This is a genomic window from Corallococcus sp. AB045 (assembly GCF_003668895.1).
Classification (GTDB): Bacteria; Myxococcota; Myxococcia; order Myxococcales; family Myxococcaceae; genus Corallococcus; species Corallococcus coralloides.
This window is the reverse complement of record NZ_RAWN01000026.1, coordinates 13,847-40,742: the sequence shown is the minus strand read 5'-3', so window position 1 is coordinate 40,742 and position 26,896 is coordinate 13,847. Positions and strand designations below refer to the sequence as shown.

The 26,896-nt window shown below is 68.7% G+C and carries 22 protein-coding genes; 11 read left to right on the top strand and 11 right to left on the bottom strand.

The window, feature by feature from the left end:
- Positions 1-49: 49 nt before the first annotated feature.
- Positions 50-1,948, bottom strand: a complete 1,899-nt coding sequence (locus tag D7Y21_RS09035; protein ID WP_158627262.1) for an AAA family ATPase — start codon at positions 1,946-1,948, stop codon at positions 50-52.
- Between the two features lie 372 nt (positions 1,949-2,320).
- Here D7Y21_RS09035 and D7Y21_RS09030 point away from each other — a divergent pair, with 372 nt between their 5' ends.
- Complete coding sequence (locus tag D7Y21_RS09030) at positions 2,321-3,751, top strand: hypothetical protein (RefSeq protein ID WP_158627261.1); 1,431 nt, start codon at positions 2,321-2,323, stop codon at positions 3,749-3,751.
- Between the two features lie 45 nt (positions 3,752-3,796).
- Here the strand turns inward: D7Y21_RS09030 and D7Y21_RS09025 are convergent, their stop codons facing one another.
- Entirely contained in the window at positions 3,797-4,852 is a 1,056-nt protein-coding gene (locus D7Y21_RS09025; protein ID WP_121712543.1) for a serine/threonine-protein kinase, read from the bottom strand.
- Positions 4,853-4,940: 88 nt separating this feature from the next.
- Positions 4,941-6,059, bottom strand: coding sequence for a pentapeptide repeat-containing protein (locus tag D7Y21_RS09020; RefSeq protein ID WP_158627260.1), 1,119 nt, complete (start codon positions 6,057-6,059; stop codon positions 4,941-4,943).
- A gap of 35 nt (positions 6,060-6,094) precedes the next feature.
- Here D7Y21_RS09020 and D7Y21_RS09015 point away from each other — a divergent pair, with 35 nt between their 5' ends.
- A complete protein-coding gene (locus D7Y21_RS09015; RefSeq protein WP_233612030.1) occupies positions 6,095-7,873 on the top strand; it encodes a serine hydrolase in 1,779 nt (592 codons plus the stop codon).
- 7 nt (positions 7,874-7,880) lie between these two features.
- Here D7Y21_RS09015 and D7Y21_RS09010 read toward each other — a convergent pair whose 3' ends face one another.
- Positions 7,881-8,540, bottom strand: a complete 660-nt coding sequence (locus D7Y21_RS09010; protein WP_121712540.1) for a glutathione S-transferase family protein — start codon at positions 8,538-8,540, stop codon at positions 7,881-7,883.
- A 97-nt stretch (positions 8,541-8,637) separates the two neighbouring features.
- Here D7Y21_RS09010 and D7Y21_RS09005 point away from each other — a divergent pair, with 97 nt between their 5' ends.
- The 3 genes from D7Y21_RS09005 to D7Y21_RS08995 are packed head-to-tail and all read left to right on the top strand — an operon-like array spanning position 8,638 to position 10,319.
- Positions 8,638-9,144: a helix-turn-helix domain-containing protein gene (locus D7Y21_RS09005; protein ID WP_121712538.1), complete on the top strand. Its 507-nt coding sequence runs from the start codon at positions 8,638-8,640 to the stop codon at positions 9,142-9,144.
- Positions 9,145-9,188: 44 nt separating this feature from the next.
- Positions 9,189-9,788 carry a hypothetical protein gene (locus tag D7Y21_RS09000; protein WP_121712536.1) on the top strand — a complete coding sequence of 200 codons (600 nt, stop codon included), beginning with the start codon at positions 9,189-9,191 and terminating at the stop codon, positions 9,786-9,788.
- Positions 9,789-9,836: 48 nt separating this feature from the next.
- Positions 9,837-10,319 carry a hypothetical protein gene (locus tag D7Y21_RS08995; protein ID WP_121712534.1) on the top strand — a complete coding sequence of 161 codons (483 nt, stop codon included), beginning with the start codon at positions 9,837-9,839 and terminating at the stop codon, positions 10,317-10,319.
- 62 nt (positions 10,320-10,381) lie between these two features.
- Here D7Y21_RS08995 and D7Y21_RS08990 read toward each other — a convergent pair whose 3' ends face one another.
- From D7Y21_RS08990 to rfbB, 5 genes are all read right to left on the bottom strand, one after another.
- On the bottom strand, positions 10,382-11,443 hold the full coding sequence (locus D7Y21_RS08990) for a YihY/virulence factor BrkB family protein (RefSeq protein WP_120565560.1): 1,062 nt from the start codon (positions 11,441-11,443) through the stop codon (positions 10,382-10,384).
- A gap of 145 nt (positions 11,444-11,588) precedes the next feature.
- Positions 11,589-12,134, bottom strand: coding sequence for a dTDP-4-dehydrorhamnose 3,5-epimerase (rfbC, locus tag D7Y21_RS08985; protein WP_120589005.1), 546 nt, complete (start codon positions 12,132-12,134; stop codon positions 11,589-11,591).
- A complete protein-coding gene (gene rfbA / locus D7Y21_RS08980; RefSeq protein WP_121712532.1) occupies positions 12,131-13,012 on the bottom strand; it encodes a glucose-1-phosphate thymidylyltransferase RfbA in 882 nt (293 codons plus the stop codon). The genes rfbC and rfbA overlap by 4 nt, the downstream gene beginning before the upstream one ends.
- 71 nt (positions 13,013-13,083) lie before the next feature.
- Positions 13,084-13,983 carry an SDR family oxidoreductase gene (locus D7Y21_RS08975; RefSeq protein ID WP_120565563.1) on the bottom strand — a complete coding sequence of 300 codons (900 nt, stop codon included), beginning with the start codon at positions 13,981-13,983 and terminating at the stop codon, positions 13,084-13,086.
- Between the two features lie 4 nt (positions 13,984-13,987).
- Positions 13,988-15,013 carry a dTDP-glucose 4,6-dehydratase gene (gene rfbB / locus D7Y21_RS08970; RefSeq protein WP_120565564.1) on the bottom strand — a complete coding sequence of 342 codons (1,026 nt, stop codon included), beginning with the start codon at positions 15,011-15,013 and terminating at the stop codon, positions 13,988-13,990.
- 114 nt (positions 15,014-15,127) lie between these two features.
- On the opposite strand from rfbB, the gene D7Y21_RS08965 reads away from it, so the two are divergent.
- The 6 genes from D7Y21_RS08965 (at position 15,128) to D7Y21_RS08940 (ending at position 20,855) form a co-directional block, all read left to right on the top strand.
- Positions 15,128-16,774 (top strand): glycosyltransferase, encoded by a 1,647-nt coding sequence (locus D7Y21_RS08965; protein ID WP_120565565.1) that lies wholly within the window; start codon positions 15,128-15,130, stop codon positions 16,772-16,774.
- Entirely contained in the window at positions 16,764-17,279 is a 516-nt protein-coding gene (locus D7Y21_RS08960; RefSeq protein WP_121712530.1) for a hypothetical protein, read from the top strand. Before D7Y21_RS08965 ends, D7Y21_RS08960 begins: the two co-directional genes overlap by 11 nt.
- Positions 17,280-17,344: 65 nt before the next feature.
- A complete protein-coding gene (locus D7Y21_RS08955; RefSeq protein ID WP_120565567.1) occupies positions 17,345-18,256 on the top strand; it encodes a bifunctional 2-polyprenyl-6-hydroxyphenol methylase/3-demethylubiquinol 3-O-methyltransferase UbiG in 912 nt (303 codons plus the stop codon).
- 60 nt (positions 18,257-18,316) lie between these two features.
- Positions 18,317-19,015 (top strand): glycosyltransferase family 2 protein, encoded by a 699-nt coding sequence (locus D7Y21_RS08950; protein WP_120565568.1) that lies wholly within the window; start codon positions 18,317-18,319, stop codon positions 19,013-19,015.
- Between the two features lie 5 nt (positions 19,016-19,020).
- The gene (locus D7Y21_RS08945; RefSeq protein ID WP_121712578.1) at positions 19,021-19,431 is read left to right on the top strand and encodes a DUF2304 domain-containing protein; all 411 of its coding nucleotides are present in this window, start codon (positions 19,021-19,023) and stop codon (positions 19,429-19,431) included.
- A gap of 26 nt (positions 19,432-19,457) precedes the next feature.
- The gene (locus tag D7Y21_RS08940) at positions 19,458-20,855 is read left to right on the top strand and encodes a DUF2142 domain-containing protein (protein ID WP_120565569.1); all 1,398 of its coding nucleotides are present in this window, start codon (positions 19,458-19,460) and stop codon (positions 20,853-20,855) included.
- 52 nt (positions 20,856-20,907) lie between these two features.
- Here D7Y21_RS08940 and D7Y21_RS08935 read toward each other — a convergent pair whose 3' ends face one another.
- Positions 20,908-24,525 carry a glycosyltransferase gene (locus D7Y21_RS08935; protein ID WP_147469231.1) on the bottom strand — a complete coding sequence of 1,206 codons (3,618 nt, stop codon included), beginning with the start codon at positions 24,523-24,525 and terminating at the stop codon, positions 20,908-20,910.
- 151 nt (positions 24,526-24,676) lie between these two features.
- Entirely contained in the window at positions 24,677-26,791 is a 2,115-nt protein-coding gene (locus D7Y21_RS08930) for a glycosyltransferase (RefSeq protein WP_121712526.1), read from the bottom strand.
- Positions 26,792-26,896 lie beyond the last annotated feature (105 nt).

Sequence of the window (26,896 nt, the reverse complement as noted above, 5' to 3'; positions counted from 1 at the left end):
GAGAACAGGAGAGCGCAATTGCATGAGCGCGCCTCAAGCTACAACGAGATCAGCGGAGCTCGGTCCGCCCCCCGAATTCATCAAGGGCGAGACTCGCATTGGCGAAGAGCTGGGTCCACAGACCATGGAGTTGGCCATTACGAAAGCTCGGTTGCTGCTGACGCAGGTCCTGAAGCGCTTTACGCGCATGTATTTGTAGGCGTTGCAGCGCGTCAGTGCGAGTCGCAGGACTGACTCGCTTTAGCAGCGAGGCTGGCACCAGCCACGCCTTCAAGCGTCCATCTCGCTCCGTCACCAACTGAATGGCGGGATCGGCTTCGCGCCAGGCGAACAAACCCTTCAGAGGATACGTATCAAGCAGGAGGAACCCATGACTGTGGGCTTTTTCCCCGACAGGAATGTGCATGTCCTCGACGATAAGCAGAAAGCCGCTGGGGCGAAGGCTCCGAGCGAGCGCCGATCCGGGGCCAAGCACGGAGATCCACTGACCTGGCGAAATTTCGTGAAGGACGTTGCACATGATCGCCACGTCAATACTCTCTGCATCGAGCTGTGATTCCAGGTCAGCATCTCCTCTGAAATGCCGCACAGCCGATGCTCCACCACCATAGATTTCGTCAATCAACGAAGCACATTGCTCACGGTCACTTGCAGAGGCATCGAGAGCCCGATAGTCGATGGTTTCGAAGAATGGCTGACCATCGCGATGGGCTTCGCGGAGCGCAGCCAGCAAGCGGCCCTTTCCCGCGCCAAAATCAAGTAGGCGGAAGGGCTGTCCAGGACGATGAATTGCAGATATCGCATTGCGGATCTGCAGAAGCTGCGGGTCGTCACCGTCAGTCATGACCACGGTCGGAGCGAGAAGACAATCCGCTGCGAAACGGTTGCTTGCGAACTGCGCAGGCAACTGGAGAAACGACTCAAGACGTTCGCGCCCCTGGTCATCCCCGAGCAGACCCGTGAGCACAAGTTCCGGATCTCTGCCGACCCACTTTGCACGGCCGTCGCGGACGAACCACAAGGAATCGGTTGGTGCCCAGGCGAGCACAGGCAATGAGTGGGTTGCAATCCAAAGTTGCCCGTTCGGTGTCGCCTTGCGAAGTGTTTCGAGCACATCGACTACCGCTGCGGGGTGCAAGTGAGTTTCGGGCTCATCCAAGAGGAGGATGGCCTCGCTCAGTCGCATCCCCTGCGCGTGCAACGCAACGGCCAACTGCAGCAAAAGCAGTTGTCCTTCGGACAAGCCGGCGTTCTGGATGGAGCGTCCCCAAAGAGTCGGTGCGCCCTCAAGGTTCCTACCAAGGCGTGTGCCTAGAAGTTTTTTGATGTCATCGCACAGCCGTTGGTAATTACCAACAACCTGCTCCTTCTCTGATTCCTCAATCGTCACCACAGGATGGGTTGCCTGGAACCAACGATCCTGCACGTCGGCAACATAGGCAAGGCATCCATTACCCAATGAATTAAATCCAATTCCATCGCGCACCTCCCTCGCCGCCGCAAGCGTTCGACTTCGGGACATGGAAAACGGATCCACAAGCCCAACTTGCCGAGGCACATAATGATAAACGGGCTTATCCTCTCTCAACCCCCTAATCACAACCCTACGCGCACGCATTGTGTTATCTTCGCACATCTTAACCCATTGCGCCTCCTCCGGATAATGATGACGCACTAGCTCAAACACCTGTTCTTCATTCACTACTGCGCTAGCACCATATTTTTGCTCCAACTGCTTCCGCCAATTCTCCACCAGCGACTGACGGGTCTCCAACTCCATTGGCGTGGGATGAAGAGCAACACCCAGGTAAACAGATTGAAGGAGCCGGGATTTGCCGCCCCCGTTCGGTCCGGCGAGGATAACTACAGTTCCCAAGCGGGCCATGCTCGTGTGCCCAATACCTGTTCCCTGGTAGTCTTCAGGAATATTTACTTCCGCGATTTGCATCGATTCTCCTATAGCGCTAACGCACGACCACTCTATCGAGCCCAGCAAGGATGTGGTTTGAGTGGACCCAATATACACGGCAAGATGATCCATCTATTCATTTTGAAATGGCCATGAATCGCCAGCCAATACCACCACTCAATCGTGCCGCCATAGGCCGCTTGAAGCAGGTGCAACTCAAGCGGAACTGTTAATTGGTGTCTGGTGCAGTGAGCACGTCCTCGGGCCTCCATTCCAAGGTAACCTGACGCTGGTGCGAGAGGGGAGCGCTTTGCGCGCGTGCACTGCGGGCTTCGATGTTCCAGCCCGGGTCGAAGGGCCCAAAAGCCGGACGCCACGGAGGACGGGCGTCAGTGAGTATGATGCAGGGCCATGTACCCGACACGCCGTCTTCTGGCCCGTGGACAGTGGCTGTTCGATCTCAGACCGCATCGGCTCATCGTCTTCCACGGAGATGAAGCCGTGCGCCGGGAGGTCAGTGGAGACGTGCCGAATCCTCCGTCCGCGCCCGTGGTGCTCGCCGCACTGGATGAGGCAAAGGACGCCTGGGTGGGATGCGGGGATCAGCGTGTCTTCTCCGTGGGGGCCGGCGCAAGCGCTCCCGCCCAGGCCTTTCCGAGGGAGTGCTTCGATCTCATCACCGATGGGGACCGGCTCATCGCAACGGTGGTGGACGGCGCCCTCAAGCTGACCACCCTCTTCACGACCGATGGATCCGGGCAGCGATGGGAACCCATGACCTTGCCCAAGCCCGTGTCCGCCAGGCACGGGTACGGATACAGCGAGGGGCGCCCCCACCGTCAGTCCCCCGATGGGGCGTTCCTCGATACGAGCCCCTTTGGCATCACCGTCGTGGAGAAGGGCCGGGGCCGCGTCTACGTGCTCCGCTCAGGGGCGGCTCAGCCGGAGGGTGCGCTCCAGGTGGAGCCGGGCCATGAGCAGGACATCTGGCGGGCCCAGGCCACTCCCCACGGCGTGCTCCTCCTGCTCGTCATCAACTACCGGCAGACGGCGCTCCTCCACTTCGCGCTCGATGGCACCCTGCTCGGCTCCATCCCGGGGAGTGATGATGATGACGATGAGGAGGAGGAACAGACCTGGGGCGGTGCCGGGGTGTGCGTCCTCGACGCGGCCCGGGCGCTCCTCTTCGTCCAGGACAAGATCCTCCTGGTGTCCCTGCCCGGGCTCCAGGTGCTCGAGACGCTCGTGGGAGAGTGGCCCCACTTCGTGTCCGTGACGCCCGCGGGTGCTGACCGGTGGTGGGTGGGCGCCGAGGACAGTGACGCGCTCTTCCTGCTCACCGCCGAGCCTGGACACCCCTTGCACCTCCACGCCTCACACCGTCCGGTGAGCCCGGGCGCGCCGCTCATGCACGTGGGCTACAAGACGCCCGCATTCCACTGGACCGAGTACACCTCGGCGCCGCTCACTGTGTCCTCGCCCGTGACCGAGACGTGGCGGGCGATGGTGCGCAATGACGGGACCGCGTGTGAGGCGGTGCGGATCCGCGTGTCCGGGGTGCTCGTCGGCGCTCGCGTGGTGGACGTGAGCGTGCGGTATCGCGGCCAGCCGCTCCCGATGGTGGAGGAGCACCGCGTGAACCTCGTGGGGAAAACCGCTGGACTGGAGGGAGGGTCCACCGCGGAGCTGGAGGTGACCTTCAAGCCCCGGAGCGAGGGCTCGGGACCGCTGACCATCACCGTCGAGCCGTGCTCCTGGCAGTGGCAGGGCAAGGACGAGCCTCGCGCCCTCGGAGTGACGGGCCATCCGGCATCCGTCCAATTCCTGCTCACGGTGGAGTAGTGCGAACCGCGCCCCCTGTCCTCGATCAGTTCATGACGGGCGTGGTCACCACTTCCAGAGCAGGGCGCCGCCTCCGAGCAGGAACGCCAGGCCCACTGCCGCCGCGAGGATCCAGGCTCGTCCCAAGCGGGGCCGCGCCTGGCTCTCCGGGCCATCCGGAGCCGGGGCGGCGACGGTCGGGTCGTCGCTCGGAGAGACCTGCTGGACGAGCTGGGCCACCTGCCGCGAGGTCACCGGCTCCCCCTCCGAGCGGATGAAATCCTCCAGCTCCTTCCGGAACGCGTGGCAGTCCGGGTAGCGCTGATCCCGATCTTTCGCGAGCGCCCGGGCGAGGATGGCTCGAAGGGCATCGGGCAGGTCTGGCCGGTGCTGCTCGGCCGGCACGAGGGGCTCGGACACGACGACCCGAAGCAAGTCCCAGTCGGACGTGGACTCAAAGGGCCTGCGCGTGGTGAGCAGTTCGTAGAGCACCAGTCCCAGCGAGTAGACGTCCACCCGCCGGTCCACCGGCACGCCCATGATCTCCTCGGGCGCCATGTACCGGTACTTGCTCATGATGGGGATGTGGTGTTCGGGGGTCCACCGGGCCCGGAAGTAGTCGATGCCGAAGTCCACCACCTTGGCCGTCCCCTGGCGCGACAGGAGAATGTTGTACGGCCGGACGCAGCGGTGGATGAGCCGCAGCGGCTGTTTCGTCTTGGGGTCGGTGAGGTCGTGGGCATAGGCGAGCCCCTCGCAGGCTTGCGAGATGATGCGCGCGCACAGGGTCGCCGGCAGGGTCATCCCCTGGACCGCCAGGTGCTTGATCACCCTTCGCAGGCTGGGCCCATCGATGTGCTCCCTGGCGAGGAAGGATGTGCCGTCCGCCTCCCCCACGTCGAAGACCCGCACGAGGTGCGGGTGCGTGAGCCGGGCGGCGCTCATCGCCGTGTCGAGGAACATCTCCGGGAACTCCATCTGCTCGGCCATGTCCGACCGGAGGCACTGGAGCACCAGCGTCTTCTCGCTGCCCTGCGGGCCGGCGGCCCTGGCCAGATAATCCTCGATGATGCCTTCGGCGAGCAGGCGGATGCGCTGGTATTTGCCGACGTGGGATGTCACGAGTCGTCTGATTAGCAGACATCACAGGGCTTTGCCTGGCCTCACGTTCAGCCTCATCATTCATCACCTGACTTCCCCCTGAACGAGCTCAAGCTGGCGCGCTGTTCAGCCAGCGTTGCTGGATGACGGGTGGGATGTTCTTGCGGAGATTTTCCATCCAGCGTTCACATATCGACCTCGCGAACCCTTCCCTCTCATTCTTGCCCGGCTCCACGCCAAGGGCCCACCTGAGGCTGATGGCCGCTTCTTCCCTCAGGCTCTCCGCGGCCTTGAGCCGCGAGCGTGCCGCTGCCTCGAAGCCAGGATCCAGGAGGAGTGCGGCGACTGTGAGGGAGGGACACGCCCCACTTCTTCGATCGATCTGAGCCCACAGCGCCGCCAGCGTTTCCGGACGTGCTCCGCTGATCAGCATCGCGATGGCGGCCAGTTGGTGGAAGACAGGGTGTGTTTCACGGAGGAGCGCGAGGATTTCAGCATCCACCCCAGGGCTCATCTCGACCGCTGCTTCCACATGCATCAGGATTTCCTTCCTGTTCAACCACCGGAGCGCACGCAGACCCGGGTCGAGCAGGATGGCATCGATGAACGAGGGGTACCCGCCATGCTCCCGGCAATAGCTCACGTCCGCATTGCCCAGTCCCGCCCGTTCATAGGTGCGCATCCGCCCCGAGAGGACGCCCGCGACGCAGGCTTCCTCCAGGTCACAGCAGGACAACTCCGCGCCTCGGAGATCAGCGCAGCGCAGGTCCGCCTTCATCAGCGTCGCGGCGGTCAAACGGGCATCTTTGAGCCGGGCTCGACGGAACGAACCGCGCACCAGATTCGAAGCTGTGAGGGTCGCCCCTTCCATGTTGGCATCGTCCCAGCAGGTGCTCATCGCGACACATGCCATCAAACTGGCACGCTCCAAGCGCGCCCAGGACAGCGAGGCACCCGACAACGTGGCGAAGTCGAGCCGCGCCTCGTTGAGCCCGCAGTCGTCCAGACGGGCACCCTCGAGCCGTGCATGGACGAGCTCCGCGCCCGGTAGCTCTTCCTGAGTGAGGTCGATGCCTCGGAGATCCCCCACGAGGGGTCCCAGTGCATCCGCTCCCGGAAAGCCCTTGAGGACTTCACGCCAGGGTCCTTGGAATCCCGAGGCGATCAAGCGCTCGCGCCGACGCTGACCGTCGGGTGTGAGCCAGCGTTCTGTCAGGTCGGACCCCATGACCGGGCTATAACATCCAGCACCCAAGGCATTCGATGACCCTCCACGCATCCATCGTGTCTTCCAGCACCCGAAGGCTCATCGGGTTCCTGCTGGCGCTGCTGCCTTTCCACGTCGGCGCTGTCCCCATGCCCGCGGACCCGCTGGTGGGCATCTGGGGCAGTGAGCGCATCCTTGGGCCTCAGGTTCAGGGCGAACTAACACTGGTTCGGGATGGGAGCACCTGGCGCGCGCGCATCGCAGGCTTCGACGTCCCTGCCCGGCTCGAGGGCCGGAAGGTGTCCGTCGTCTTCCCAGGAGGCGAACTCCGAGCGACGTTGGCGGAGAACGGCCAGAGCATCACCGGCCACTGGATCCAGCCGCGTGTGATCATGAGCGGCATGAAGTTCGCCACTCCAGTCGAATTGCGCGCACTTCAGCCGGGTGTGTGGCGCGGAATCGTGACGCCGCTGGAGGACCGGTTCTCGCTGTACCTCGTCGTCCAGAAGCAGCCGGACGCCTCCGTGACAGCGTTCATCCGCAATCCGGAGCGGAACTTCGGCAACCGGATGCTGTTCCGCGTGGAGCTCCAGGACCGCACGGTCCGGCTCACGTCCACCAAGGGCGACACCCAGATCGAGGGCACGTTCGACGCGCAGTCTGGACGGCTGTCCCTCCCCTACCCTCCCTTCGACACGACGTTTGACTTCACCCGCCGGGACCGGTCCCAGGTTGTGGGCCTCTACTCCCGCACGCCTGCTCGCGGCCCCTACGCCTACCAGAAGCCCATCGCGGAGGACGACGGCTGGACCACGGCATCCCCCTCCGACGTCGGCATGGACGTCCAACCGCTCCATCAGCTCGTGCAGCGCATCCTCGACCAGGAACCGAGCCAGGAGTCAGTGCCCGCCATCCAGGGCCTGCTCATCGCGCGTCACGGCAAGCTCATCGTCGAAGAGTACTTCCAGGGCTTCGACAAGGAGCGTCCCCACGACCTGCGGTCCTCCTCCAAGTCCTACGCGTCCCTGATGATTGGCATCGCCCTGGACCAGGGTGCCCCCTTCACCGTGGACACACCCGTCGCGTCCCTCTTCCCCGAGTACAAGGGCAAGGTCTCCAACCTGGACGCGCGCAAGCGCAAGCTCACCGTCGCTCACCTGATGACCATGGCGACCGGCCTGGCTTGTGACGACGACAATCCGGACTCACCCGGCAACGAGGACCGGCTCGAGGACTCCGTGCCGGATTGGTACAAGTACACGCTGGACCTCCCCATGGTCCGCGCTCCCGGCGGTGGGAAGGCCGTGTACTGCTCCGCGAACATCAACCTGCTCGGCGGCGTCCTTCGCAACACCACCCGCACCTGGATCCCCGAGTTCTTCACCCAGAACGTCGCCACGCCCCTCCAGATGCGCGGCTACCACCTGGACCTCATGCCCGATGGCGAGCAGTACCTGGGCGGCGGCATCTACATGCGCCCTCGCGACGCCCTGAAGCTCGGGCAGCTCTACCTCTCCGGTGGGACGTGGAACGGGAAGCGCGTGGTCAGCCAGCACTGGGTGGAACGCTCCGTCGCGAACCAGGCGACGATGCCGGACGGACGAACCTATGGCTACACGTGGTGGCGCCATGAACTGCGCGTCGGCGACCGCGTGTATTCGCAGTACGAAGCCAGCGGCAACGGTGGCCAGCTCGTGATGGTCGTTCCGGAGCTGGACCTCGTCGTGCTGTTCACCGCGGGCAACTACAACCACGTCGCCCTCTGGCGGAAGTTCCGCGAGGAACTCCTGCCCCAATACATCATGGCCGCGGTCACCACGCCCCCGCGGCCTTGAACGGCTCTCAATCCCGGTCCGGCGCTCCCAGCGGGAAGAGCGGGCGGTACGGCCGCCCTCCGTCCACCGCCCGGGCGACAGACGGACGCGCCAGCAACCTCGCGCGATAGGCGCGCAGCTGGGGACACGCCCCCGGAATCCGGTGCGTCCAGTCCGCGTAGAACAACGACGGTGCGGCCGCACAGTCCGCCAGCGTGAAGTCGTTGCCCGCGGCCCAGGTCCTGCCTCCCAGCTGGCCTTCGATCCACGCGTAGGACCGCTCCAGCTTCTCCACCGCCAGCTTCATCCCGTCCTGGCGCTTCACCGGGTCCCCCGTCAGCGCCCCGTCCACGGCGTGCTGGGCCGCGTTCATGACGTGCAGGTCGAAGAAGCGGTCGAGGAACCGCACGTCCAGCGCGGCCATCGGATCCTCGGGCAACAAGCGCACCGGGCCGGGATGCTTCAGCTGGAGGTACTCGATGATGATGCTGGTCTCGACGACCTGACGGTCACCGTCCACGAGCAGCGGGAACTTGCGCAGCGGCCAGCGGCGCAGCCATTCGGCTGAGTGCTCCGGCGTCTCCGGGCTGATGCTTCGAAACTCGAAGGGCGTGCCATTCTCATACAGCGCGATGAGCACCTTCTGCGTGTACGAGGAGAAATAGTGACCGTAGACCGCGAGCGACATCGTCGGACCTTTCCTTTCGACCACTTGCGTTTCGCAATGGGTTGAACCGTATTTAGACCCCTTGCATACTGCAAGTATCAATTCCCGGAGAACGGCCATGCCGCAGACGGGACGCTCCGGCTGCCCCATCAACCTGACGCTCGAACAGCTCGGCGACCGTTGGAGCCTGATCGTCATCCGCGACGTCATGTTCGGAAACCGGCGCAGCTACGGCGACCTGCTCTCCCAGAGCGAAGAAGGCATCGCCTCCAACATCCTCGCGGACCGGCTCAAGCGCCTGACCGCGTCCGGCCTGCTGTCGCGGCGCCCGGATCCGAAGCACCAGCAGAAAGGCGTCTACAGCCTCACGGAGGCGTCCATCCAATTGGTTCCCCTGCTCGCGCACATGGGTGCCTGGGGCCGCCGGCACACGGAGGTGAGCGAGGAGCTGTCGGTGCGCGCGGAGCTGCTGGAGAAGGGCGGCCCGCCGCTCTGGGATGCGTTCATGGAGGAGCTGCGCCACCTGCACCTGGACGCGCAGCGCCCTTCCCGCTCGGTGTTCCGGGAGCTTCAGGCCGCCTATGAGAAGGCCGTCGCGCGCAACGCTCGGGACGGACGGACCTGAAGCGGGTAGCGTTCACCGCCCTCATGAAAGTCCTCGGCTGTTGGATGTTCGTCCTGCTGTGCGCGCTGTGGCTTCCCGCCTGCGGTCCCTACGACTGCACCGCGGAGAACTGCGCGGACGGATGCTGCTCCGCGCTCAATGAGTGCATCCGCTACCGGAGTGACGCGGAATGCGGCCCCAATGGCGGCACCTGTGAAGCGTGCGCGGAAGGCAGTGTCTGCCGGCTCGACCAGCGCGCCTGCTACGCGGGCGTGATGCGCACCTACGTACAGCCCCGGCGCGCTGTCATCGCGGACGTCGACCCGGACACGGGCGAGGACTGGGACTCCGACGGCTCCCCGCCGGACGTCGTCGTGGAGATGAAGTGTCCCTCCGCTCCCGAGCGCTCCCGCACCCCCGAGGATGAGAGCTGGGACCCCGAATGGCGCTCCGGCGGCTGCCAGGTCATCACGTCCAACCTCCTGCGCTACCCGCTCGAAATCTCCATCTTCGACAACGACGACTTCACCTTCGATGACGAGTTCGGCGGCCTCTCCTACCAGGTCACCCGCGCCGACCTGAACCTGGGCCGCATCGAGCTCTCCATCCCGCCCATCGTGAAGACGCTCGTCTTCGACCTGAGCCACAACTACGCGCCGCAATGAGCCGGGCCCGGCTGTAACCGCCGTCGCGCCCCTGGCGTAGTCCTGACCATGCGCGCCCACCTCCTGCCGCTCATGGTCCTGTTCGCCGCCTGTGGTCCCTCCTCCTCCGTGGACGAGGGGCTCGGCGTCCTCCAGGGCATCGACACCTCCGAGAAGGGCATCACGGCCTTCGTCCGCTCGGGCCAGTACACCTCCTGGCTCGCGGAGCCCTCGGTCCACGACACGCGCGCTCCCCACGGCAGCAAGGTCCGCGTGTTCTTCAACGACGTCGTCGCGCAGTCGCTTCGCGACGGCAATGCCACGCACCCCGTGGGCAGCATCCTGGTGAAGGAGCTCTTCGAGGACGACGGGAGGACGCTCCGAGGCCACGCGCTGGATGTGAAGGTCGCGGAAGGCCCCGGCAAGGACACCTGGCTCTTCTTCGAGGGCTTCGGCCCCGACTACACCCGGAACTACTACGGCCGCGCCCACTCGACCTGCCACGGCTGCCACTCGGACGGGACGGACTACGTCACGTCACCCCTGCCGTGAAAATGACGACGGGCGGCCCCCTTTCGAGGACCGCCCGCCGTTGAACGCCCTGTCTGCCCGGCCTACCGCGCCGTGGACTTGCGGCGCATCAGGAACACACCCAGGCCCACGCCCGCGACCCACTTCGCCGCGGCGGCCAGCGGCGTCTTGCTCAGCGCCACCGGGCGGCTCTCGTACCGCGGCTGGGGCGGAACCGGACGGAAGTCCGTGGCGCCGGGGAGGTTCGCGCCCTCCTCTTCCGCCTCAGTCTTCGTCACGTTCGGTCCCGGCGCGTCCGGATCACGCGAACCCGGAGCCTTCCCGTCCGGCGACTTGTGCTCGAGGATGCCGTTGATCTCCGCGCCCAGCAGCACGACCATGCAGGAGATCTGCATCCACAGCAGCATCACGATGACGCCGCCGATGGCGCCGTAGTTCACGTCGTACGAGCCGAAGTTCGCCACGTACTTCGAGAACCCCCACGAGGCGATCACCCAGATGACCACGCTCACCACCGACCCCGGCGTGATGAACTTGAACTTCTGCTTCACGTCCGGCAGCACGTAGTACAGCACCGCCAGCAGCAGCATCATCAGCAGGCCCGCCACCGGCATGCGCAGCCACAGCACGATGCTGGTGAACGGCTCGCCCAGCCTGTTCGCGATCGCCGGCGTCACGATGGCGACGAGTGCCGCCAGCACCACCGTCACCGCCGTCCCCAGCGTCGTCAGCAGCGCGAGGCCGCGCTTCTTCCAGAACGGGCGCTTCTCCGTCACGCCGTAGACCGTGTTGAGCGCGTCCATCAGCGCCACCACACCGCCGGAGGCCGCCCAGATGGCGCCCACACCACCGATCGTCAAGAGCCCCACCGGATTGCTGCTCGCCAGCGCCTCCAGCCGCTCGCCCAGGATCTTCGTCACCTCCTGGGGCGCCACCTTCGACAGCTCCTGGATGAGCTGCTGTGCCTGGTGCGGATCAATCAGCACACCGGCCAGTGACACGAGGAACAGCAGGAACGGGAACAGCGCCATGATGGCGGAGAACGTCAGCGCTCCCGCGACGTTGCCCACGTTGTCGCGCCCCCACTCGTCCTTGAGGGATTTGAAGAAATCCTTCCAACTCATTCCCCTGCCGGGCAGGACCATGCGTCTCCTCCTTGGAGGAGATTGGGCATTCCATCCCCCGGCTGGCTTCCTCCTCCGGGACGTTGCCCGCTCCCCTGCCTGCTCACCGCGCAGGGGGCGGGGAATGACAAGCCCCCGCGCCACGCCTGCCCGGCCGCCCCTCGCGTTAGAAAACGGGCAGCACGGGCGCGTCCTTCAGCCGGGGAGCGCGCTGATCCTTCGGCGAAAGCAGGGGCTCCTTCACGGGCCAGGGAATGGCCAGGTCCGGATCATTCCAGGCCACGCTCCGCTCGGACTCCGGGGAGTACAGCGCGGTGCACTTGTAGAAGAAGTCCGCCGAGTCGCTCACCACGCAGAACCCGTGCGCGAAGCCCGCGGGCACCCAGAGCTGGTGCTTGTTCTCGCCCGTCAGCTCCGCTGCCACCCAGCGGCCGAACGTGGGCGACCCCTTGCGGATGTCCACCGCCACGTCCCACACCGCGCCCGCCAGGCACTGCACCAGCTTGCCCTGCGCGTTCGGCTCCTGGAAGTGCAGCCCTCGCAGCGTGCCCTTCACCGAGCGCGACAGGTTGTCCTGCACGAACGGGCCGACCACGCCCACGTCCGCGTAGCGCTTCGCGTGGAAGGACTCGAGGAAGAAGCCCCGGTCGTCGCCGAACACCTTCGGCTCGATGAGCAGGACGTCCGGAATCGCCAGCGGGGTCACCTTCACGACACCGCCCCCCGCTTCTCCACCAGGTCCAACAGGTACTGGCCGTACTCGTTCTTGCGCATGGGCTCCGCCAGCGCCGTCAGCCGCTGCTCGTCGATGTAGCCCATGCGGAAGGCGATCTCCTCCGGACAGGCCACCTTGAGGCCCTGACGGCGCTCGATGATCTCAATGTAGTTGGAGGCCTGCATCAGCGACTCGTGCGTGCCGGTGTCCAGCCACGCGTAGCCGCGTCCCATCAGCTCCACGTTGAGCTGGCCGCGGCGCAGGTACTCCGCGTTGACGTCGGTGATCTCGTACTCGCCGCGCTTGCCCGGCTTGAGATTCGCCGCGATGTCGATGACCTGGTTGTCGTAGAAGTACAGACCGGTGACGGCGTAGTGCGACTTGGGCTTCGCCGGCTTCTCCTCGATGCTGACGGCCTTGTGCTGGGCGTTGAGCTCCACCACGCCGTAGCGCTCCGGATCCTTCACGTAGTAGCCGAACACCGTGGCGCCCTGCGTGCGCTTCGACGCGCGCTGGGTGAGCTCCCCCATGCCGTGGCCGTAGAAGATGTTGTCACCCAGGATGAGCGACACCGGATCCTTGCCCACGAAGTCCCGGCCGATGACGAACGCCTGCGCCAGTCCCTCCGGGCGCGGCTGCTCGGCGTACTGGAAGCGCACGCCCCACTGCTCTCCGTCGCCCAACAGCTCGCGGAAGCGCGGCAGGTCCTGCGGCGTGGAGATGATGAGGATCTCCCGGATGCCCGCCAGCATCAGCGTCGTCAGCGGGTAGTAGATCATCGGCTTGTCGTAGACGGGCAACAGCTGCTTGCTCACCACGCGCGTCAGCGGGTACAGGCGCGTGCCCGACCCCCCGGCCAGAACGATTCCCTTCATGCGTTCTCCCCTGTGTTCCACGGCCCGGCCGCGAAACGGATGCGCGCGGCCCTGCCGCCACGCGCGGATGCTCAACCGGCGCGGTGCGCCTTCCAGGCCGCGTGGAAGCGCGCCAGGGACTCCGCCAGCTCCAGCGGTTGGGCCTTCAGCTCCGTGCGCACCTTGTCCGTCTTGAGGCCGCTGCGAAGCGGACGGGGGCTGGCCAGCTTCAGGTCCGCCATCCGCGTGGGCGTAATGAGCGACGCGTCGAAGCCGAACACCTCGCAGAGCGCCCGGCCAAAGCCCACCCGGTCGATGACCGTTCCACCGCACGTGTTCCACACCCCGCCGAGCCGCCGCTCACCCAGCTCCACCAGCATGGCGGCCACGCTGTCCGCGAAGCTGGGGGACACCACCTGGTCCTCGAAGAGCTTCACCGGCTGGCCCTTCTCCAGCGCCCCCACCAGCCAGGCCCCGAAGTTGGGACGCCCCGCCGCGGGCCAGCCATACACCACCGCGGTGCGCGCGATGGCACAGCCCGGCGCGAAGACACGCGCCGCCTGCTCCGCCATGTGCTTGGTCAGCGCGTACACGCCGCGGGGGTTGGGCAGCGCGTCCTCGGAGTACGGCCCCGCGTCCCCGTCAAAGACGTAGTCCGTGGAGACGTGCACCAGGTGCGCGCCCGCGAGCTTCGCCGCCCGGGCCACCGCCGCCGTGGCGTGGACGTTCGCCGCGTAGGCCGCGTCCGGGTCCTTCTCACACGCGTCCACCTCCGTCATGGAGGCGGGGTGGATGATGGCCTCCGGACGGGCCTGGGCGATGGCCGCGGCCACGTCCTGCTCGCGCGTGAGGTCCACCTCCACGTAGCCGTGCGTGCCGCCCGTGCGCCGGGGGCCGCGCCCCAGGCCCACGACTTCATGTCCGCGCTCGGTCAGCTGCGCGCAGACGCGGCTGCCCACCAGACCGTTGGCCCCCGTGACGAGAAAGCGCATGGTGCTAACCCCGCCCCTGCAGACGGGCCTTGTACTGGGTGTCGAAGTACTGGCGGTAGGCGCCGCTGGTCACCCGCTCCCACCAGGCGCGGTTCTCCACGTACCAGGTCACCGTGTCCGCCAGCCCCTGCTCGAAGGTGTGCTTCGCCTTCCAGCCCAGCTCCGTGCGGATCTTCGTGGGGTCGATGGCGTAGCGGCGGTCATGGCCGGGGCGGTCCGCCACGTACTGGATGAGCGACTCGGGCTTCTTCAGCAGGCCCAGGATGCCCTTGACGATCTCGATGTTGCGCCGCTCGGAGCCGCCGCCGATGTTGTAGACCTCGCCCGCGCGGCCCTTCTCCAGCGCCACCAGCAGGCCCTGGCAGTGGTCCTCCACGTGGAGCCAGTCGCGCACGTTGGCGCCGTCGCCGTAGACGGGCAGCGGCTTGTCGTGCAGCGCGTTCACCACCATCAGCGGGATGAGCTTCTCCGGGAACTGGTAGCGGCCGTAGTTGTTCGAGCAGCGCGTCACCACCACGTCCATCTTGAACGTGTGGTGGTAGGCCAGCGCGACCAGGTCCGAGGACGTCTTGGAGGCGGAGTACGGGCTGGAGGGCTGGAGCGGAGAGGTCTCCGTGAAGGCGCCCGTGGGGCCCAACGAGCCGTAGACCTCGTCGGTGGAGACCATCAGGAAGCGCTTCACGCCCCGGGCGCGGCAGGCCTCCAGGAGCTGCTGGGTGCCCAGCACGTTGGTGTTGATGAACACCTCCGGGCCCAGGATGGAGCGGTCCACGTGGCTTTCGGCCGCCAGGTGCATCACCGCGTCGATGCCGTGCTGGACGATGAGGTGCTCCACCAGCTCCCGGTTGCCGATGTCGCCGCGCACGAAGACGTGCCGCGGGTCGCCTTCCAAATCGGCGAGCGTCTCGAGGTTGCCCGCGTACGTGAGCTTGTCGAGGTTGACGATCTTCCAGTCGGGCCGCTCGCGGCGGAGGTACTTCACCAGGTTGGAGCCGATGAAGCCGCAGCCCCCTGTCACCAGGACGTTCATTGACACGCCACCACTCGTACGTCGGGAGAAAGCGCCCTCCGTAGCGGAGGGACGGATCCCCGTCAAGGCAAGCGCGCGCCCACTTGTGGCCGGTGCGGGCCAGGGGTAAATGCCATGACCAACGTGAGCCTCTGGAACAGCAAGCGAGGGACCGCGTCCTCGAGTCCCGGAGCGGTCCACCAGCTCGTGCCGCGGCTGGCCTGGGGCGACGCCGTGGGCAACCAGGTGCGCTACCTGCGCGACCTCCTGCGCGGATGGGGGTACGCGTCGGAGATCTACGCGGAGCAGTGGGACGAGGCGTGCCGCGACGAGGTGCGCCCCGCGCTCGACTACGCGCGCGACGCGGGCCGGGACACGGCGCTGCTCGTCCACCACAGCTTCGAGTCGCGGCTGGTGCCGCTGGTGGCCAAGGCGAAGGGGCGCAAGGCGCTGCTGTACCACAACGTCACCCCCGAGCGGTTCTTCGAGGGCACGGACCGCCACGTCGCCCGCGGCTGCATGCTGGCGCGCGATGAGCTGCTCCAGCTGCGCGAGCACGTGACGCACGCCTGGGCCTACTCGCACTTCAGCGTGGAGGAACTGTCCGCCGCGGGGTACCCGGACGCGAGCGTCCTGCCCTTCGCGGTGGACTGGAACGCCTTCAACGTGCCGCCGGACGCGGCCCTGCGCGAGCAGGTGGAGGATGGGTGCGCCAACGTGCTCTTCGTGGGCCGCACCGTGCCCAGCAAGCGGCTGGAGGACGTGCTGCGCGTCTTCACCGCCTACCAGCGCCTGTACCAGCCCAAGAGCCGGCTGCTGGTGGCGGGGACGCTCTACAGCAGCGCGCCCTATGACGCGTCCGTGCTGGCGCTGCGCGAGCAGCTGGGGCCGGACCGCGTGGTGTTCCTGGGGCGGGTGGACGCCGCCCAGCTGTCCGCGTGCTTCGCCTCCGCCACCGCGTACCTCTCCATGAGCCGCCACGAGGGCTTCGGCGTGCCGCTGCTGGAGGCCATGTACCGGGGCGTGCCGGTGGTGGCCTACGGCGCCGCGGCGGTGCCGGAGACCATGGGCGGCGCGGGCCTCACCACCCTGTCGGACGACCCGTCGCAGGTGGCGGGGCTCCTGGCGGTGCTGGAGCGCGACCCCGCCCTGCGCTCGCGGGTGGTGGAGGCGCAGCGCCAGCGCCTGGCGTCCCTGGACCAGCAGTCCGTGGCCCAGCGCGTGCGCGAAGCGCTCATGCCCTTCCTCCAGGGGGACGCGCCCCCTCCCCGTCCGCCCGTCGGGCCCGCCGTCACCGTCGTGTGCCCGGGCTTCGACGCCGCGCCGGATGCGCCCATGTCCCGGTTGGCGCGCGCGGTGGTGGACCGGCTGCCGGACGCGAGCCTGTGGACGGTGCGCCGGCAGGTGCTGCCCCTGCGGCTGGCCCCGCGCGATGAGCGCGAGGGTGTGACGCGGGTGCGGCGCTTCACGCCGGACGAGCCCTCCTTCGGGTTGGACGGGGTCAGCCCGCCGTCATCGTCGCTGGAGACGGGCGTGCGGTGCGCCCCGGGGCCGTTGCTGTTCGCGGGCGCCGGTGAGGAGGTGGCCCGGCGCACGGTGTCGCGGCTGCCGGCGGACACGCGCGTCGCGGGCGTCTGGGAGCCCCGCCGCGCGCCGGACGCCGGCGTCCGACAGGCCCTGGGGAAGAGGCTGTGGGAGCTCTCCCCGGGGCGCGACCTGACGTCGCTGGCGGCGGAGCTGGCAAGGGAGCTGGACGTGGGAGGACATCCGCATGCGCGCTGAGGACCTCATCACCCACGACCCCACCGTGGAGGCGGTGCTGGAGTCCCTGGAGCGGCTGCCCACGCCCGAGCCCGAGAAGGTGGAGGCGCTGCGCCGACGCCTCGCCGCCACCCAGGCACAGGCCACCAGCACCGCGTGGCCCACCTTCCTGGAGGGCGCGCGGCTGAAGCGCGACGCGCGCTACGCGGATCCGCCTTCGTCCCACCGGCCCCTGGTGGGGCCCGCGCTGGTGATGGCCAAGCGCGCCTTCCGGCTGGCGTTCCAGCCCTTCATCAACGAGGCGCTCCGGCGGCAGGTGGAGTTCAACGAGGCCATCCTGGACGCGCTCGCGCTCATCCACGAGCACCAGCGCGTCCAGGCGCGCACGCAGTCCCTGTGGCGCCAGGAGGTGGAGCGCCAGTTGGAGCAGCTGACATCGCGCCTGCCTCCAGCCCCTCCGGAGCCCTCGCCGGAGCCCGAGAGGGAGCCGCCGCGCCGTGCGCCCTCGCGGCGACGGGGCCGCTAGCCTAACTGGGAGACTGGCGGACACGTGACGGGGGACGCGCGGAAGCAGTAGGGTGCCGCCCCCATATGTCCACCCCCTCGTGTCCCGCCTGTGATTCACCCTCGCTCCGTCCGTCCTTCCAGGGGCCCCGGCTGGACGTGGAGACCTGCGCTCACTGTGGCCACCGCGTGGCGAGCCACCGCGCGCCGCGCAACACCGCCGACTACCACGCGCAATATGACAGCGGCGGCTTCATGGACTCGCTGCGTGTCACGCGCCAGCGCCAGGCCCGGCGCATCGTCGAGCGCCTGCGCCACCACGTCCCCCAGCCCTCACGGCTCCTGGACTTCGGGGCGGGCCGGGCCTGGTTTCTGGAGGGCTGCCGCGAGGCGGGCGTCCAGGAGCTGTCCGGCGCGGACATCTCCGAGCTGTCCGTCAACCTGATGCGCGACGCGGGCATCCCCGCCATGCGCCTGCCCCTCCCGGAGGGCGGACAGTGGCACCTGCCCCTCCAGGACCTGCCCTTCCGTCCGCGCATCCTCACGCTGCTGGACGTGGTGGAGCACTTCCCGGGTGCGCACCTGACGGACATGGTGCGCCACCTCGTCACCCAGCTGGCGCCCGAGCTGGAGTGGGTGGTGCTGAAGGTGCCGGTGGCCAGCGGCCTGCTCTACCGCGTCTCGCGAGCCATGGCCGGCGTGGCCTCGTCGGGGCTGCTGGAGCAGCTCTACCAGGCGGGCACCTTTCCTCCGCACGAGAGCTACTTCACCCACGACTCCATGAAGGCCTTTCTCCCGCGCGTGGGCCTGGAGCTCGTGGACGCCTTCGGGGACCTGGACTTCGAGGCCGACAGCCTGGCGGACCGGGCACACGCCCTGAAGAGGCTCCCCCGGCCGCTCGTCTCCCTGGCGGGCCAGGGGCTGGGCGCGGTGGCCCGGGGCCTGAATCTGGAGGACGCGGGTATCTTCATCGCTCGGGTGAGTGGGAACCGGGCGTAGCGGGTTGTTCGCGCGTGCCGGGAAACGGTAGAAGGCCCGGAAGACGCAGGAGGGGGCTGAATGAACACCCGACAGGGCCTCATCGTGTTGCTGGCCTTCAACGAAGAGGAGTGCATCGGCTCGACGGTGGCGGAGCTGCGCGAGGCGCTGCCGGAGTTCGACGTGCTCGTCGTGGACGACGGTTCCCGCGACACCACGGCGCAGCGCGCGCGGGACAGCGGGGCGCGGGTGCTCAGCCATCCCTTCAACCTGGGCGTCGCCGCGGGCGAGGCCAGCGGCCTGTTGTTCGCGTCCCGCAACGGGTACGACCACGTCATCCGCATGGACGGCGACGGCCAGCATGATCCGGCGTCCGTGCCCGCGCTGCGCGAGGCGCTCCAGTCGGGTGTGGAGCTGGTCATCGGCAGCCGCTTCGCGGGCGTCACCAGCTTCCGCTCCACGTGGCTGCGCCGCTTCGGCAACCGGTTCCTGGCGAGCCTCCTGTCCTCGCTGAGCCGCCACCGCATCACCGACCCCACCTCCGGTTTCCGAGGCTTCGGTCCGCAGGCGATCCGCTTCTTCGCGCGTGTCCACCCGCACGACTACCCGGAGCCGGAGAGCGTGCTGATGGCGGCGCGGCAGGGCTTCGCCATCTCGGAGGTGCCGGTGCGCATGCGGCCGCGCCTCACCGGCACCAGCTCGCTGACGCCGTGGAAGTCGGCCTTCTACATGGCGAAGGTGTCCTTCGCCCTGCTCATGGAGCGGGTCCGTCCCGTCTGATGCCCATGCTTCGCTCCAGCCTCATTGGCGTGGCCTTCGCGGCCGCCTTCGCCTGCAGCGTCCTGTGGTCGGCCCGGGGCCGACGCACCAGCGAGCGGCACACCTTCGCGTGGCTGCTGGTGGCGGCGGCCATCGCGGGCCTGTCGCTGTGGCGTCACGGCATCGACGCGCTGGCGACGGCCATGGGCATCTACTACGCCCCGTCCGCCCTCTTCTTCATCGCCCTGACGTGCCTCATGTGGCTGGTGTACCGGCTGAGCCTCCAGGTGGCCGACCAGCGCCAGCAGCTCAAGCGGCTGGCCCAGGAGGTCGCCCTGCTCACGTCCGCGGAGGCCGAGCGCGCCGCGCTTGCGCAGCCCCGTCCTGAAGCCGTCTCCCCCACCGTCGCAGCCCGGCGCGACTCGCACGCCGTCTGAGGGCCCACCGGGCCCATCCGTCCTCCATGCCTCCGTCTTCACCGCCCCCGTCCCCGCTGCGTCCGTTCTTCATCGCGCCCGTCGTGGCCTTCCTCGTCGTGGCCGCCGTGCTGGGCGCGGTGCTGAGCTTCCTCACGCCCCCGTTCCAGGTGGCGGACGAGCCGGCGCACTTCTACCGCGCGTACCAGGTCTCCCAGGGGCAGCTGACGGCCACGCGGATTCCTGGAGGTGACGCGGGCGGGCAGCTCCCGCGCAGCATCGTCCGGGTGGCGCAGGACGTGTCCGCGGGCGTGGGCGGCAACCCCGCGGCGCGCCAGGACCGGCAGCGCCTGAGCGAAGCGATGCACGCGGCGCTGGCGCCCCAGGACACCCAGGAGTGGGGCTTCGCCGCGTCCGCCATCTACTTCCCGCTGGTCTACTTCCCGCAGTCGCTGGGCATGGCGCCCGCACGGCTGTTGGAGGCGCCCCCGGTGGTGGTGCTGTGGGCGGGCCGGCTGGGCAACATGCTGGTGGCGCTGGTGCTCACCGCGGTGGCGCTGCGCCTGATGCCCTTCCAGCGGTGGGCCTTCGCGCTGCTGGCGCTCACGCCCATGGTGCTCTTCCAGCGCGCATCCGTGTCCGCGGACCCCATCACGATGTCGGCGTGCCTGCTGCTGGTGGCGCTGTCGCTGCACTTCACGTTCGCGCACCCGGAGCCGCTGGGCGCGAAGCAGCTGGGACTGCTGCTGGCGAGCGCGGTGTTCGTGGCGCTGTGCAAGCAGGCCTACCTGCCGCTGACGCTGGTGTTCCTGCTGCTGCCGCTCACCCGGCTGGGGACGCGCGGCCGCTACGCCCTGGCCCTGGCCGCCATCGTCGCCGTGCCCGCGCTGCTCCAGTTCGCGTGGTCCTCCACGGTGCGGGACATCTTCCGCCCCAGCGAGGTGGTGGCGCAGGTGGCCCACGTGCGCGCGCACCCCTTCCAGGTGCTGGGCGTGCTGGTGAGTGACTTCTGGCAGAAGCTGCCGGACTTCCTGCACCAGGGCGGCGGCGTGCTGGGCTGGCTGGACACGCCGGTGCCCCGCTCCGCCCTCCTCGCCCTGGCCGCGCTGCTCTTCGGGGTGATGGCGCTGGACGCCGACAGGGCCGCGCCGAAGGTGGGCTGGCGCGAGCGCGCGGTGGCGTTGGGGGTGGCGGTGGCGGGCGTGCTGGCCATCCAGGCCATGCTGTACCTGGCGTGGACGGCGCCGGGCGCGAACCACGTGGACGGGGTGCAGGGCCGCTACCTGCTGCCCTACGCGCCGCTGCTGGTGGTGGCGCTGGCCCCGCCCGCCTGGGCGCCGCGCGCGCTGACGCGCTTCAAGCCGGTGCTCATCGCCGGCTTCATCCTGCTCACCGCGGCGGTGACGCTCACCACGGTGTACCAGCGCTACTACGGCCCGGCGTAAAGGCCCGGGCCCGGGGCTTCGTCACTTCCAGCAACCACCCCACCCCCGCGATTCAGCGGTGGGTGGCCGCGGCGCTGGCGGTTCCCTGGGACGTGCTTCGCGCGGCGGGTGGGGTCACGAGGCCGGCCAGGAGCGAGTGGAGCTCGCGGGCCTGGGTCACGTAGTCGCGCACGGCGGCGCGATGGGGGTTCTGGTACCGCGCCAGACGCTCCGGGTGGGCCATCAGGTCGCGCAGCACGCGGCGGTAGCCCTCGGCGTCCCCAATGGCCAGGACGTTGCCGTTGACGCCATCCACGATGTCCTCGCTGACGCCGCCCGACGCCGTGGTGACCACCCACACGTTCCGGGCCAGGGCCTCGCGCACCGCCAACCCGAAGCTCTCCTTCCACTGCGAGGGCATCAGCAGCACGTCCACGCCGTCGAAGAAGGCGTCCAGCCCGTCCTGATCGTACGGAGGCACCACCTCCACCTGACCCTTCACCTTCCATTCCTTCGCGTCGATGGCGGCAGGCCCCAGGCGCAGCTGGATGTCGGTCATCTTCAGGACCCAGCTGGACTCCGGCACCGACTCCAGGATGTCCTTGAGCCAGAAGTACCCCTTGTGCACCGCGCGGCCGCCCAGGTAGGCGAAGCGCACGGGGGCATTCGCGGGGCGCGGGGCGCGCTCCCGGCCGGGCATCAGCACGCCGTTCTTGTTCACGACGATGCGCTCCGGCGCGATGCCGTTGGCGAGGTAGAGCTGGCGCTGGAACTCGCTGGGCGTCATCAGCAGGGCCGCGCCGTCCAGCACCTTGCGCAGGGCGAACGTGCGCTTGAAGGTGTAGCGCGAGTCCGGCATGCACTTGGAGCACACGCGCAGGTCGATGGCCTTCTGGTCGCAGTACGAGTTGTCCTCGCGGACCATGAACTGCCGCTCGCACAGCCACCACGCGTCATGGAGGGTGATGGTGTACGGGATGCCCTCCGCGGCGCACGCCGTGGCGAGCGTGGCGCTCAAGAGCTGGATGGAGTGGAAGTGCACCACGTCCGGGCGCACCGTCTTGAGCACCTGGGTGAAGGTCTCCCCCATGCGCGGGTTCTGGTACTCCTGGGCGCGGTCGGTGAGGGACGGCACCTTGGTGGCGATGACGGGCAGGCCCATCGCCTCGTAGCGCACCACCGAGTAGTCGGGCAGCGTCGAGCCCACGATGCCGGTGAACACGGTGACGTCGCAGCCCTCCGCCTTCAGCCGGTCCGACACCTGCTCCGCGACGATGGTGGCCCCACCGAAGCTCAAGGGCGCGAAGAGGACGTTGACCGCCAGCACCTTGAGGCGCGGCGGCTGCGCGGGCGGCAGGTGCTGGAGGATGGGCTGGAGCCGCTCCGTGGCCACCACCGCGGGGTGGTAGCGCGCCATCACGCTGCGGTGGGCCTCCTCGCCCATGCGCTTGCGCAGCGACGCGTCCTGCACCAGCGCGGACAGCGCGGACTCCCACTCCTCACGGGTGGTGGCGAGGAAGCCGTTGCGGCCGTGCTCGAGGATCTCCCGGAACGGCCCGGTGCTGGAGCACACCGCGGGCACGCGGAAGACGGACGCCTCGATGAACTTGATGTTGCTCTTGGCTTCGTTGAAGACCGTCGGCTCCAGCGGCGCGATGGAGATCTGCCAGGACGCGAGCGCGCGCAGGTAGTCTTCCGCGTCCAGGAAGGGGATGCGGAAGATGCGGTCGGAGAAGCGCTTGAAGCCCTCCGGCAGCTCCAGGTAGCCGTGGATGGCCAGGCGCACGTTCGCATGGCGCTCCATCACCGCGAGGATGGCGTCGGCGGCGATGGTGAAGTCGGCGTCGTGCGTGCGCGTTCCGCTGCCGTAGCCGATGGTGACCCAGTCCGGCTCCACCGCGGGCGGGCGCGCCTCCATCTCCTTCGCGACCTCCAGGATGACGTCGTCCAGGCAGTTCTCGACGATGTAGACCTTGCCGGAGTTGGCCTTGGCCATCTCCTTCGCGAGGGTGGGCGTGCTGGCGATGGCGTTCGCACTCAGGCTGAGCGCCCTGCGGTATTGCCTCACGCCGTTGATCAGCAGCTCGCGCTCGGCGGCGGGCAGCCGCAGCACGTTGGAGTTCCGCTCGTACTCCTCCACGTCGAAGATGAGGTCGTCGACGTCGAAGAAGTGCGGGAGTCCCAGGCGCCGGGTCTCCGCCAGCAGCTCCTCCACTGCCGGGTAGGCGGGCACGCGGTAGTAGATGACCAGGCCGTGGAACTGGAGCGCGGCCTTGCACTCCGCGTGGTCGTGCCAGTTCACGACGGTGACGTCGTACCCGAGCCGGTGGAACATGGCGACCTTCTGATCCACGCGGTAGCGCTTGCACTGGGGCAGCGACAGCTCCGCGATGATCAGGATGCGCTGGCCCATGCTGGCCTGGGAGACCTGCGTCAGCGGCACGGTCCACGGAGACGGGGGCGCGGGCGGCGCGCTCGGGGCCGGGGCGATGACCGCCGTGGAGGGGGCGACGGGGTTGGCCGGCGTGAGGGCCGCCTTGGCGGCGCGCAGCGCCTGGAGCGCGCGCTGCTTCGCGGGCAGCCGGATCAGCTTCGCGCCCACCTTGTGCAGCGTGCCCTTGCTCTGCTGGTAGAAGTGGCCGCGCTTCGTGCCGGGGGGCAGCACGCGCTCGCGCATGGCCCAGTAGCGGTTGATGGCCTTCCAGGCGAGGCTGCCGTTGATGTGCGCCAGCTCCGAGCCCTGGCGTGACACGTGCGCATCCAGTTCGTGGATGCGGGCGTTCTTGCGGCCCAGCTCGTCCTGGAGCATCCGCTGGGCCAGGCCCAGCCGCGCGAGCCGGCCTTCGGTCTCGCGCAGGGTGCTCGCGGTGTCGCGTGCCGCTTCACGGGCGGCGTCCAGCTCCGCCTGGAGCTGCTGCGCCTGGCGCGCGTGCTCCGCGGCCTGCTGTTCCTTCTGTCCGTAGGCGTCGCGCAGGTGCTGCTGGTGCAGCAGGAGCGTCAGGCGCCCGCCCAGCGTGGCGAAGGCCTGCCGCAGGTGTTCGCGCTCCGCGTCGCGGGTGCTCGTCAGGGCCACCATCCCTTCCGGCTGCTCCGGGCCCACGGCGAGCACGCCCAGACCGAAGCCGTGCTCGAATTCGAAGGAGGGATGCAGGCCCTGGATCTCCTCCCACAGCCGCCAGACGCCGAAGTTGCGCTCGCGCACCTGGGTGTCGTGGAAGAGGATGACGCCGCGCGCGCTCATCTTGGGGCGCCAGCGCTCGAAGTCCGCCTTCACCTGCTCGTATTCGTGGCAACCATCGATGTGGAGCAGGTCGACGGAGCCATCCGCGAACTGGCTCAGGGCCTCATCGAAGGTCATCGGGTGCAGCTGGGAGAACCGGCTGTAGAGCGGGTCATGGTGCGCGCGCAGGTCCGCGAGCACCTCCGTCCCGTAGAAGCCCGCGTGCGCGTCACCCTTCCAGGTGTCCACCGCGTGGCAGCGCGTCTCCAGCTTCAGCGCGTCCACCGCCTGGCAGAACGCGGAGTAGGACACGCCGGTGTGCGTGCCCAGCTCCACCAGTGTCGAGGGACGCAGCAGGTCCACCAGGAACATCGCGAACGGGACGTGCTCCACCCAGGCGGAGGAGGCCAGCAGCCGCAGGGGCTGCGTAAGGCAGAGGGGGTGTTCCAGGGGATTGAGCTGTGGATGCATGTTCGTGGCGTCCGGAAGGCCGACCCTCGCCGCAGGCAAGGCACGCCCCCCTCTCCTTGACGGATGTCTTCCATGTCATCCCCCTCCGGGGAGCGTCAAGGCTGGCAGGCCGCCCGGTCCTCATGGAAGGAGGCGCGTTCGCTGTTCTTTTCTACGGTGTCTGGACGAAGTCGAGGCGCGGATGGCCGGAGGCATCGGTCCGTCCCGCGCGGACCCACGCATCACGCAGCCGGTCGGCGTCGTGGAAAGCCGAGGGTGCGCCAACCCGCGAGCGGGTGCGCACGAGTCGCGCGTGGGGTGCGTAGAGGACGCGCAGCCCGGCTTCGCCCGCGCGCAGACACAGGTCCACGCCCCGCGCCTCGTCGGATGTAAAGGCCTCGTCCCAACCTCGGAGCGACTCCAGGACCTCGCGGCGGATCATCGCGCAGGCGCTGGAGACGGCGAGTACGTCGCGCGGCCAATGCGAGCCGCCGAACGCGCCGAGCGTGGGATCGAACAGCCCCGCGAAGGGGCGCAGCACCCGGCCCTCGGGGTCGAAGCGCAAGCCGGCCTCCAGCACCTGCCCCGCGGGAGAGACGATGCGCGCGCCCACCACGCCGACACCGGGACGCGAGGCCTGCGACGCGAGCTCCATCAGCCAGCCCGGTCCGGTCGGGAGCGTGCCGGCCTCCAGGACGAGGATGAGCTCGCCCCGGGCCTCGCGCAGCAGCCGGTTCGCCACGGCGCCCGGGGTCGCGGCCGCGTCCACCTGGACGTGGAGGGTGTCGCCGGTGGAGGAAGCGTCTGGGGACGAAACAGGGACGCGGACCTCCACGTCCAAGCCGTCCGTGAAGGCGAGGAGCGCCGCGAGCTCGGCCTCGGTGGGCGCTTCCGGCAGCAGCACGGACACCCGGGGGCGGCCCACGAGCGGGTGGCGGATCCGGTACAGCCCTGGCGCGACCGTCTCCGCCGAGCCGCCCTCCCCCATGCGCGCCAGGTGCTCCGCCACGGCCCTGCGGCCCGCTTCGGAGGCCGCGGGCTTCGCGCTGGCGTCCGTGGCCGTGGAGCCGGGCAGCGTCCGCCAGTGGTACAGCACGCGGGGGATGTGCTCGAAGCGCCGCGTGCGCTCCATCAGGCGCAGGAGCAGGTCGTGGTCCTGCGCGCCCTCGAAGCCCGGGCGGATGCCGCCCACCTCACGCAGCAGCGATGCACGCACCACGAGGAAGTGGCACACGTAGTTCACCGCGCGCAGCAGCTCCGGGGACAGCGCGGGCTTCAGGTAGGGCGCGAAGCGCAGCCCCCGCGCGTCCACCTTGTCCTCGTCCGAGTAGACGACGTCCGCGTCCGGCGCTTCACCCAGCCGCAGCGCGACCTCGGCCAACGCGTGCGGCGCCAGCAGGTCGTCGTGGTCGAGGAAGCCCACATACTCCCCGGTGGCCAGGGCCAGCGCGGCGTTGGTCGCGAGGGCGATGCCCTGGTTCGACTCCAGCCGCGCGAAGCGGATCCGCGCGTCGCCGGCCGCGGCCTCTCGCAGCGCGTCCGCCACCGCCGCCGAGCGCGAGCCGTCGTCCACGATGCACAGCTCCCAGTGCGGGTACACCTGCGCGCGCACGGACGCGACGCATGCGCGGAGGACGTCCACCGGCGTCTCCCAGGCGGGCGTGACCAGGCTGAACCGCGGCTGGCGCTCCAGCCGGGCCAGCGCGGCGGTCGCGTCGCGGACCTCGCGGGCCTCCTGCGCCAGGGCTTCGCGCGTGTACGTCTCCGGAGCGGGCAAGAGCACGGCGGGACGGGCCGCTCCCAGGAGGTGCCGCAACAGGCGGACGGTCGCGTGATTGAAGGCGACCTGCCGCCGCCACAGCTCGCGCCACAGGGGCAGGCCCACCGCTCCGGCCTCTTGCGACAGCACGTCGCAGCGGGCCTCCAGCGCGTCCAGCGCCTCGGCGGCGCCCTCGGTCCGCAAGGGCCATCCGGATCCAGAGAGCAGGTCCACGACCGCGAGGTTCCAGGCCCGCTGCGCCTCCAGCCCTGGCACGGAAGGAAGCCACCGGCCCACCGCGCCCAGGGGTCGCGGATCCGCGAGGCGTGAGAGGTCCTCGCGCGCCAGCTCCGGCAGCGTCCGCTCCGGCCGCCGGATCAACGCCCTCAGCCGCAGGTCGAAGCACAGCTGGCGGTCCAGCACCCACCGCTGCAAGGGCGAAAGCCCCCGCGTTCCCCAGCGTTTGGCGGCGGTGATGACCGGGCCCCAGCGCGCGCGGTGCGACCGCGGCACGTCGAAGCCCAGCACCTCGACGAAGACATCGTGCGGCGGATGTGCTCGGCCGTCGGGAGATCCTGACGCGGACGCCGCAGCGGACGATGGCTTCCGGTCGGTCGACGCCAACGTCGCGGC

Bases quoted from the DNA above. Each gene is read 5' to 3' on its own strand.
- D7Y21_RS09035 (WP_158627262.1), bottom strand. From the start codon at position 1,948: ATGCAAATCGCGGAAGTAAATATTCCTGAAGACTACCAGGGAACAGGT.
- D7Y21_RS09030 (WP_158627261.1), top strand. From the start codon at position 2,321: ATGTACCCGACACGCCGTCTTCTGGCCCGTGGACAGTGGCTGTTCGAT.
- D7Y21_RS09020 (WP_158627260.1), bottom strand. From the start codon at position 6,059: ATGGGGTCCGACCTGACAGAACGCTGGCTCACACCCGACGGTCAGCGT.
- D7Y21_RS09015 (WP_233612030.1), top strand. From the start codon at position 6,095: ATGACCCTCCACGCATCCATCGTGTCTTCCAGCACCCGAAGGCTCATC.
- D7Y21_RS09010 (WP_121712540.1), bottom strand. From the start codon at position 8,540: ATGTCGCTCGCGGTCTACGGTCACTATTTCTCCTCGTACACGCAGAAG.
- D7Y21_RS09005 (WP_121712538.1), top strand. From the start codon at position 8,638: ATGCCGCAGACGGGACGCTCCGGCTGCCCCATCAACCTGACGCTCGAA.
- D7Y21_RS09000 (WP_121712536.1), top strand. From the start codon at position 9,189: ATGTTCGTCCTGCTGTGCGCGCTGTGGCTTCCCGCCTGCGGTCCCTAC.
- D7Y21_RS08995 (WP_121712534.1), top strand. From the start codon at position 9,837: ATGCGCGCCCACCTCCTGCCGCTCATGGTCCTGTTCGCCGCCTGTGGT.
- D7Y21_RS08990 (WP_120565560.1), bottom strand. From the start codon at position 11,443: ATGGTCCTGCCCGGCAGGGGAATGAGTTGGAAGGATTTCTTCAAATCC.
- rfbA (WP_121712532.1), bottom strand. From the start codon at position 13,012: ATGAAGGGAATCGTTCTGGCCGGGGGGTCGGGCACGCGCCTGTACCCG.
- D7Y21_RS08975 (WP_120565563.1), bottom strand. From the start codon at position 13,983: ATGCGCTTTCTCGTCACGGGGGCCAACGGTCTGGTGGGCAGCCGCGTC.
- rfbB (WP_120565564.1), bottom strand. From the start codon at position 15,013: ATGAACGTCCTGGTGACAGGGGGCTGCGGCTTCATCGGCTCCAACCTG.
- D7Y21_RS08965 (WP_120565565.1), top strand. From the start codon at position 15,128: ATGACCAACGTGAGCCTCTGGAACAGCAAGCGAGGGACCGCGTCCTCG.
- D7Y21_RS08960 (WP_121712530.1), top strand. From the start codon at position 16,764: ATGCGCGCTGAGGACCTCATCACCCACGACCCCACCGTGGAGGCGGTG.
- D7Y21_RS08955 (WP_120565567.1), top strand. From the start codon at position 17,345: ATGTCCACCCCCTCGTGTCCCGCCTGTGATTCACCCTCGCTCCGTCCG.
- D7Y21_RS08950 (WP_120565568.1), top strand. From the start codon at position 18,317: ATGAACACCCGACAGGGCCTCATCGTGTTGCTGGCCTTCAACGAAGAG.
- D7Y21_RS08945 (WP_121712578.1), top strand. From the start codon at position 19,021: ATGCTTCGCTCCAGCCTCATTGGCGTGGCCTTCGCGGCCGCCTTCGCC.
- D7Y21_RS08940 (WP_120565569.1), top strand. From the start codon at position 19,458: ATGCCTCCGTCTTCACCGCCCCCGTCCCCGCTGCGTCCGTTCTTCATC.
- D7Y21_RS08935 (WP_147469231.1), bottom strand. From the start codon at position 24,525: ATGCATCCACAGCTCAATCCCCTGGAACACCCCCTCTGCCTTACGCAG.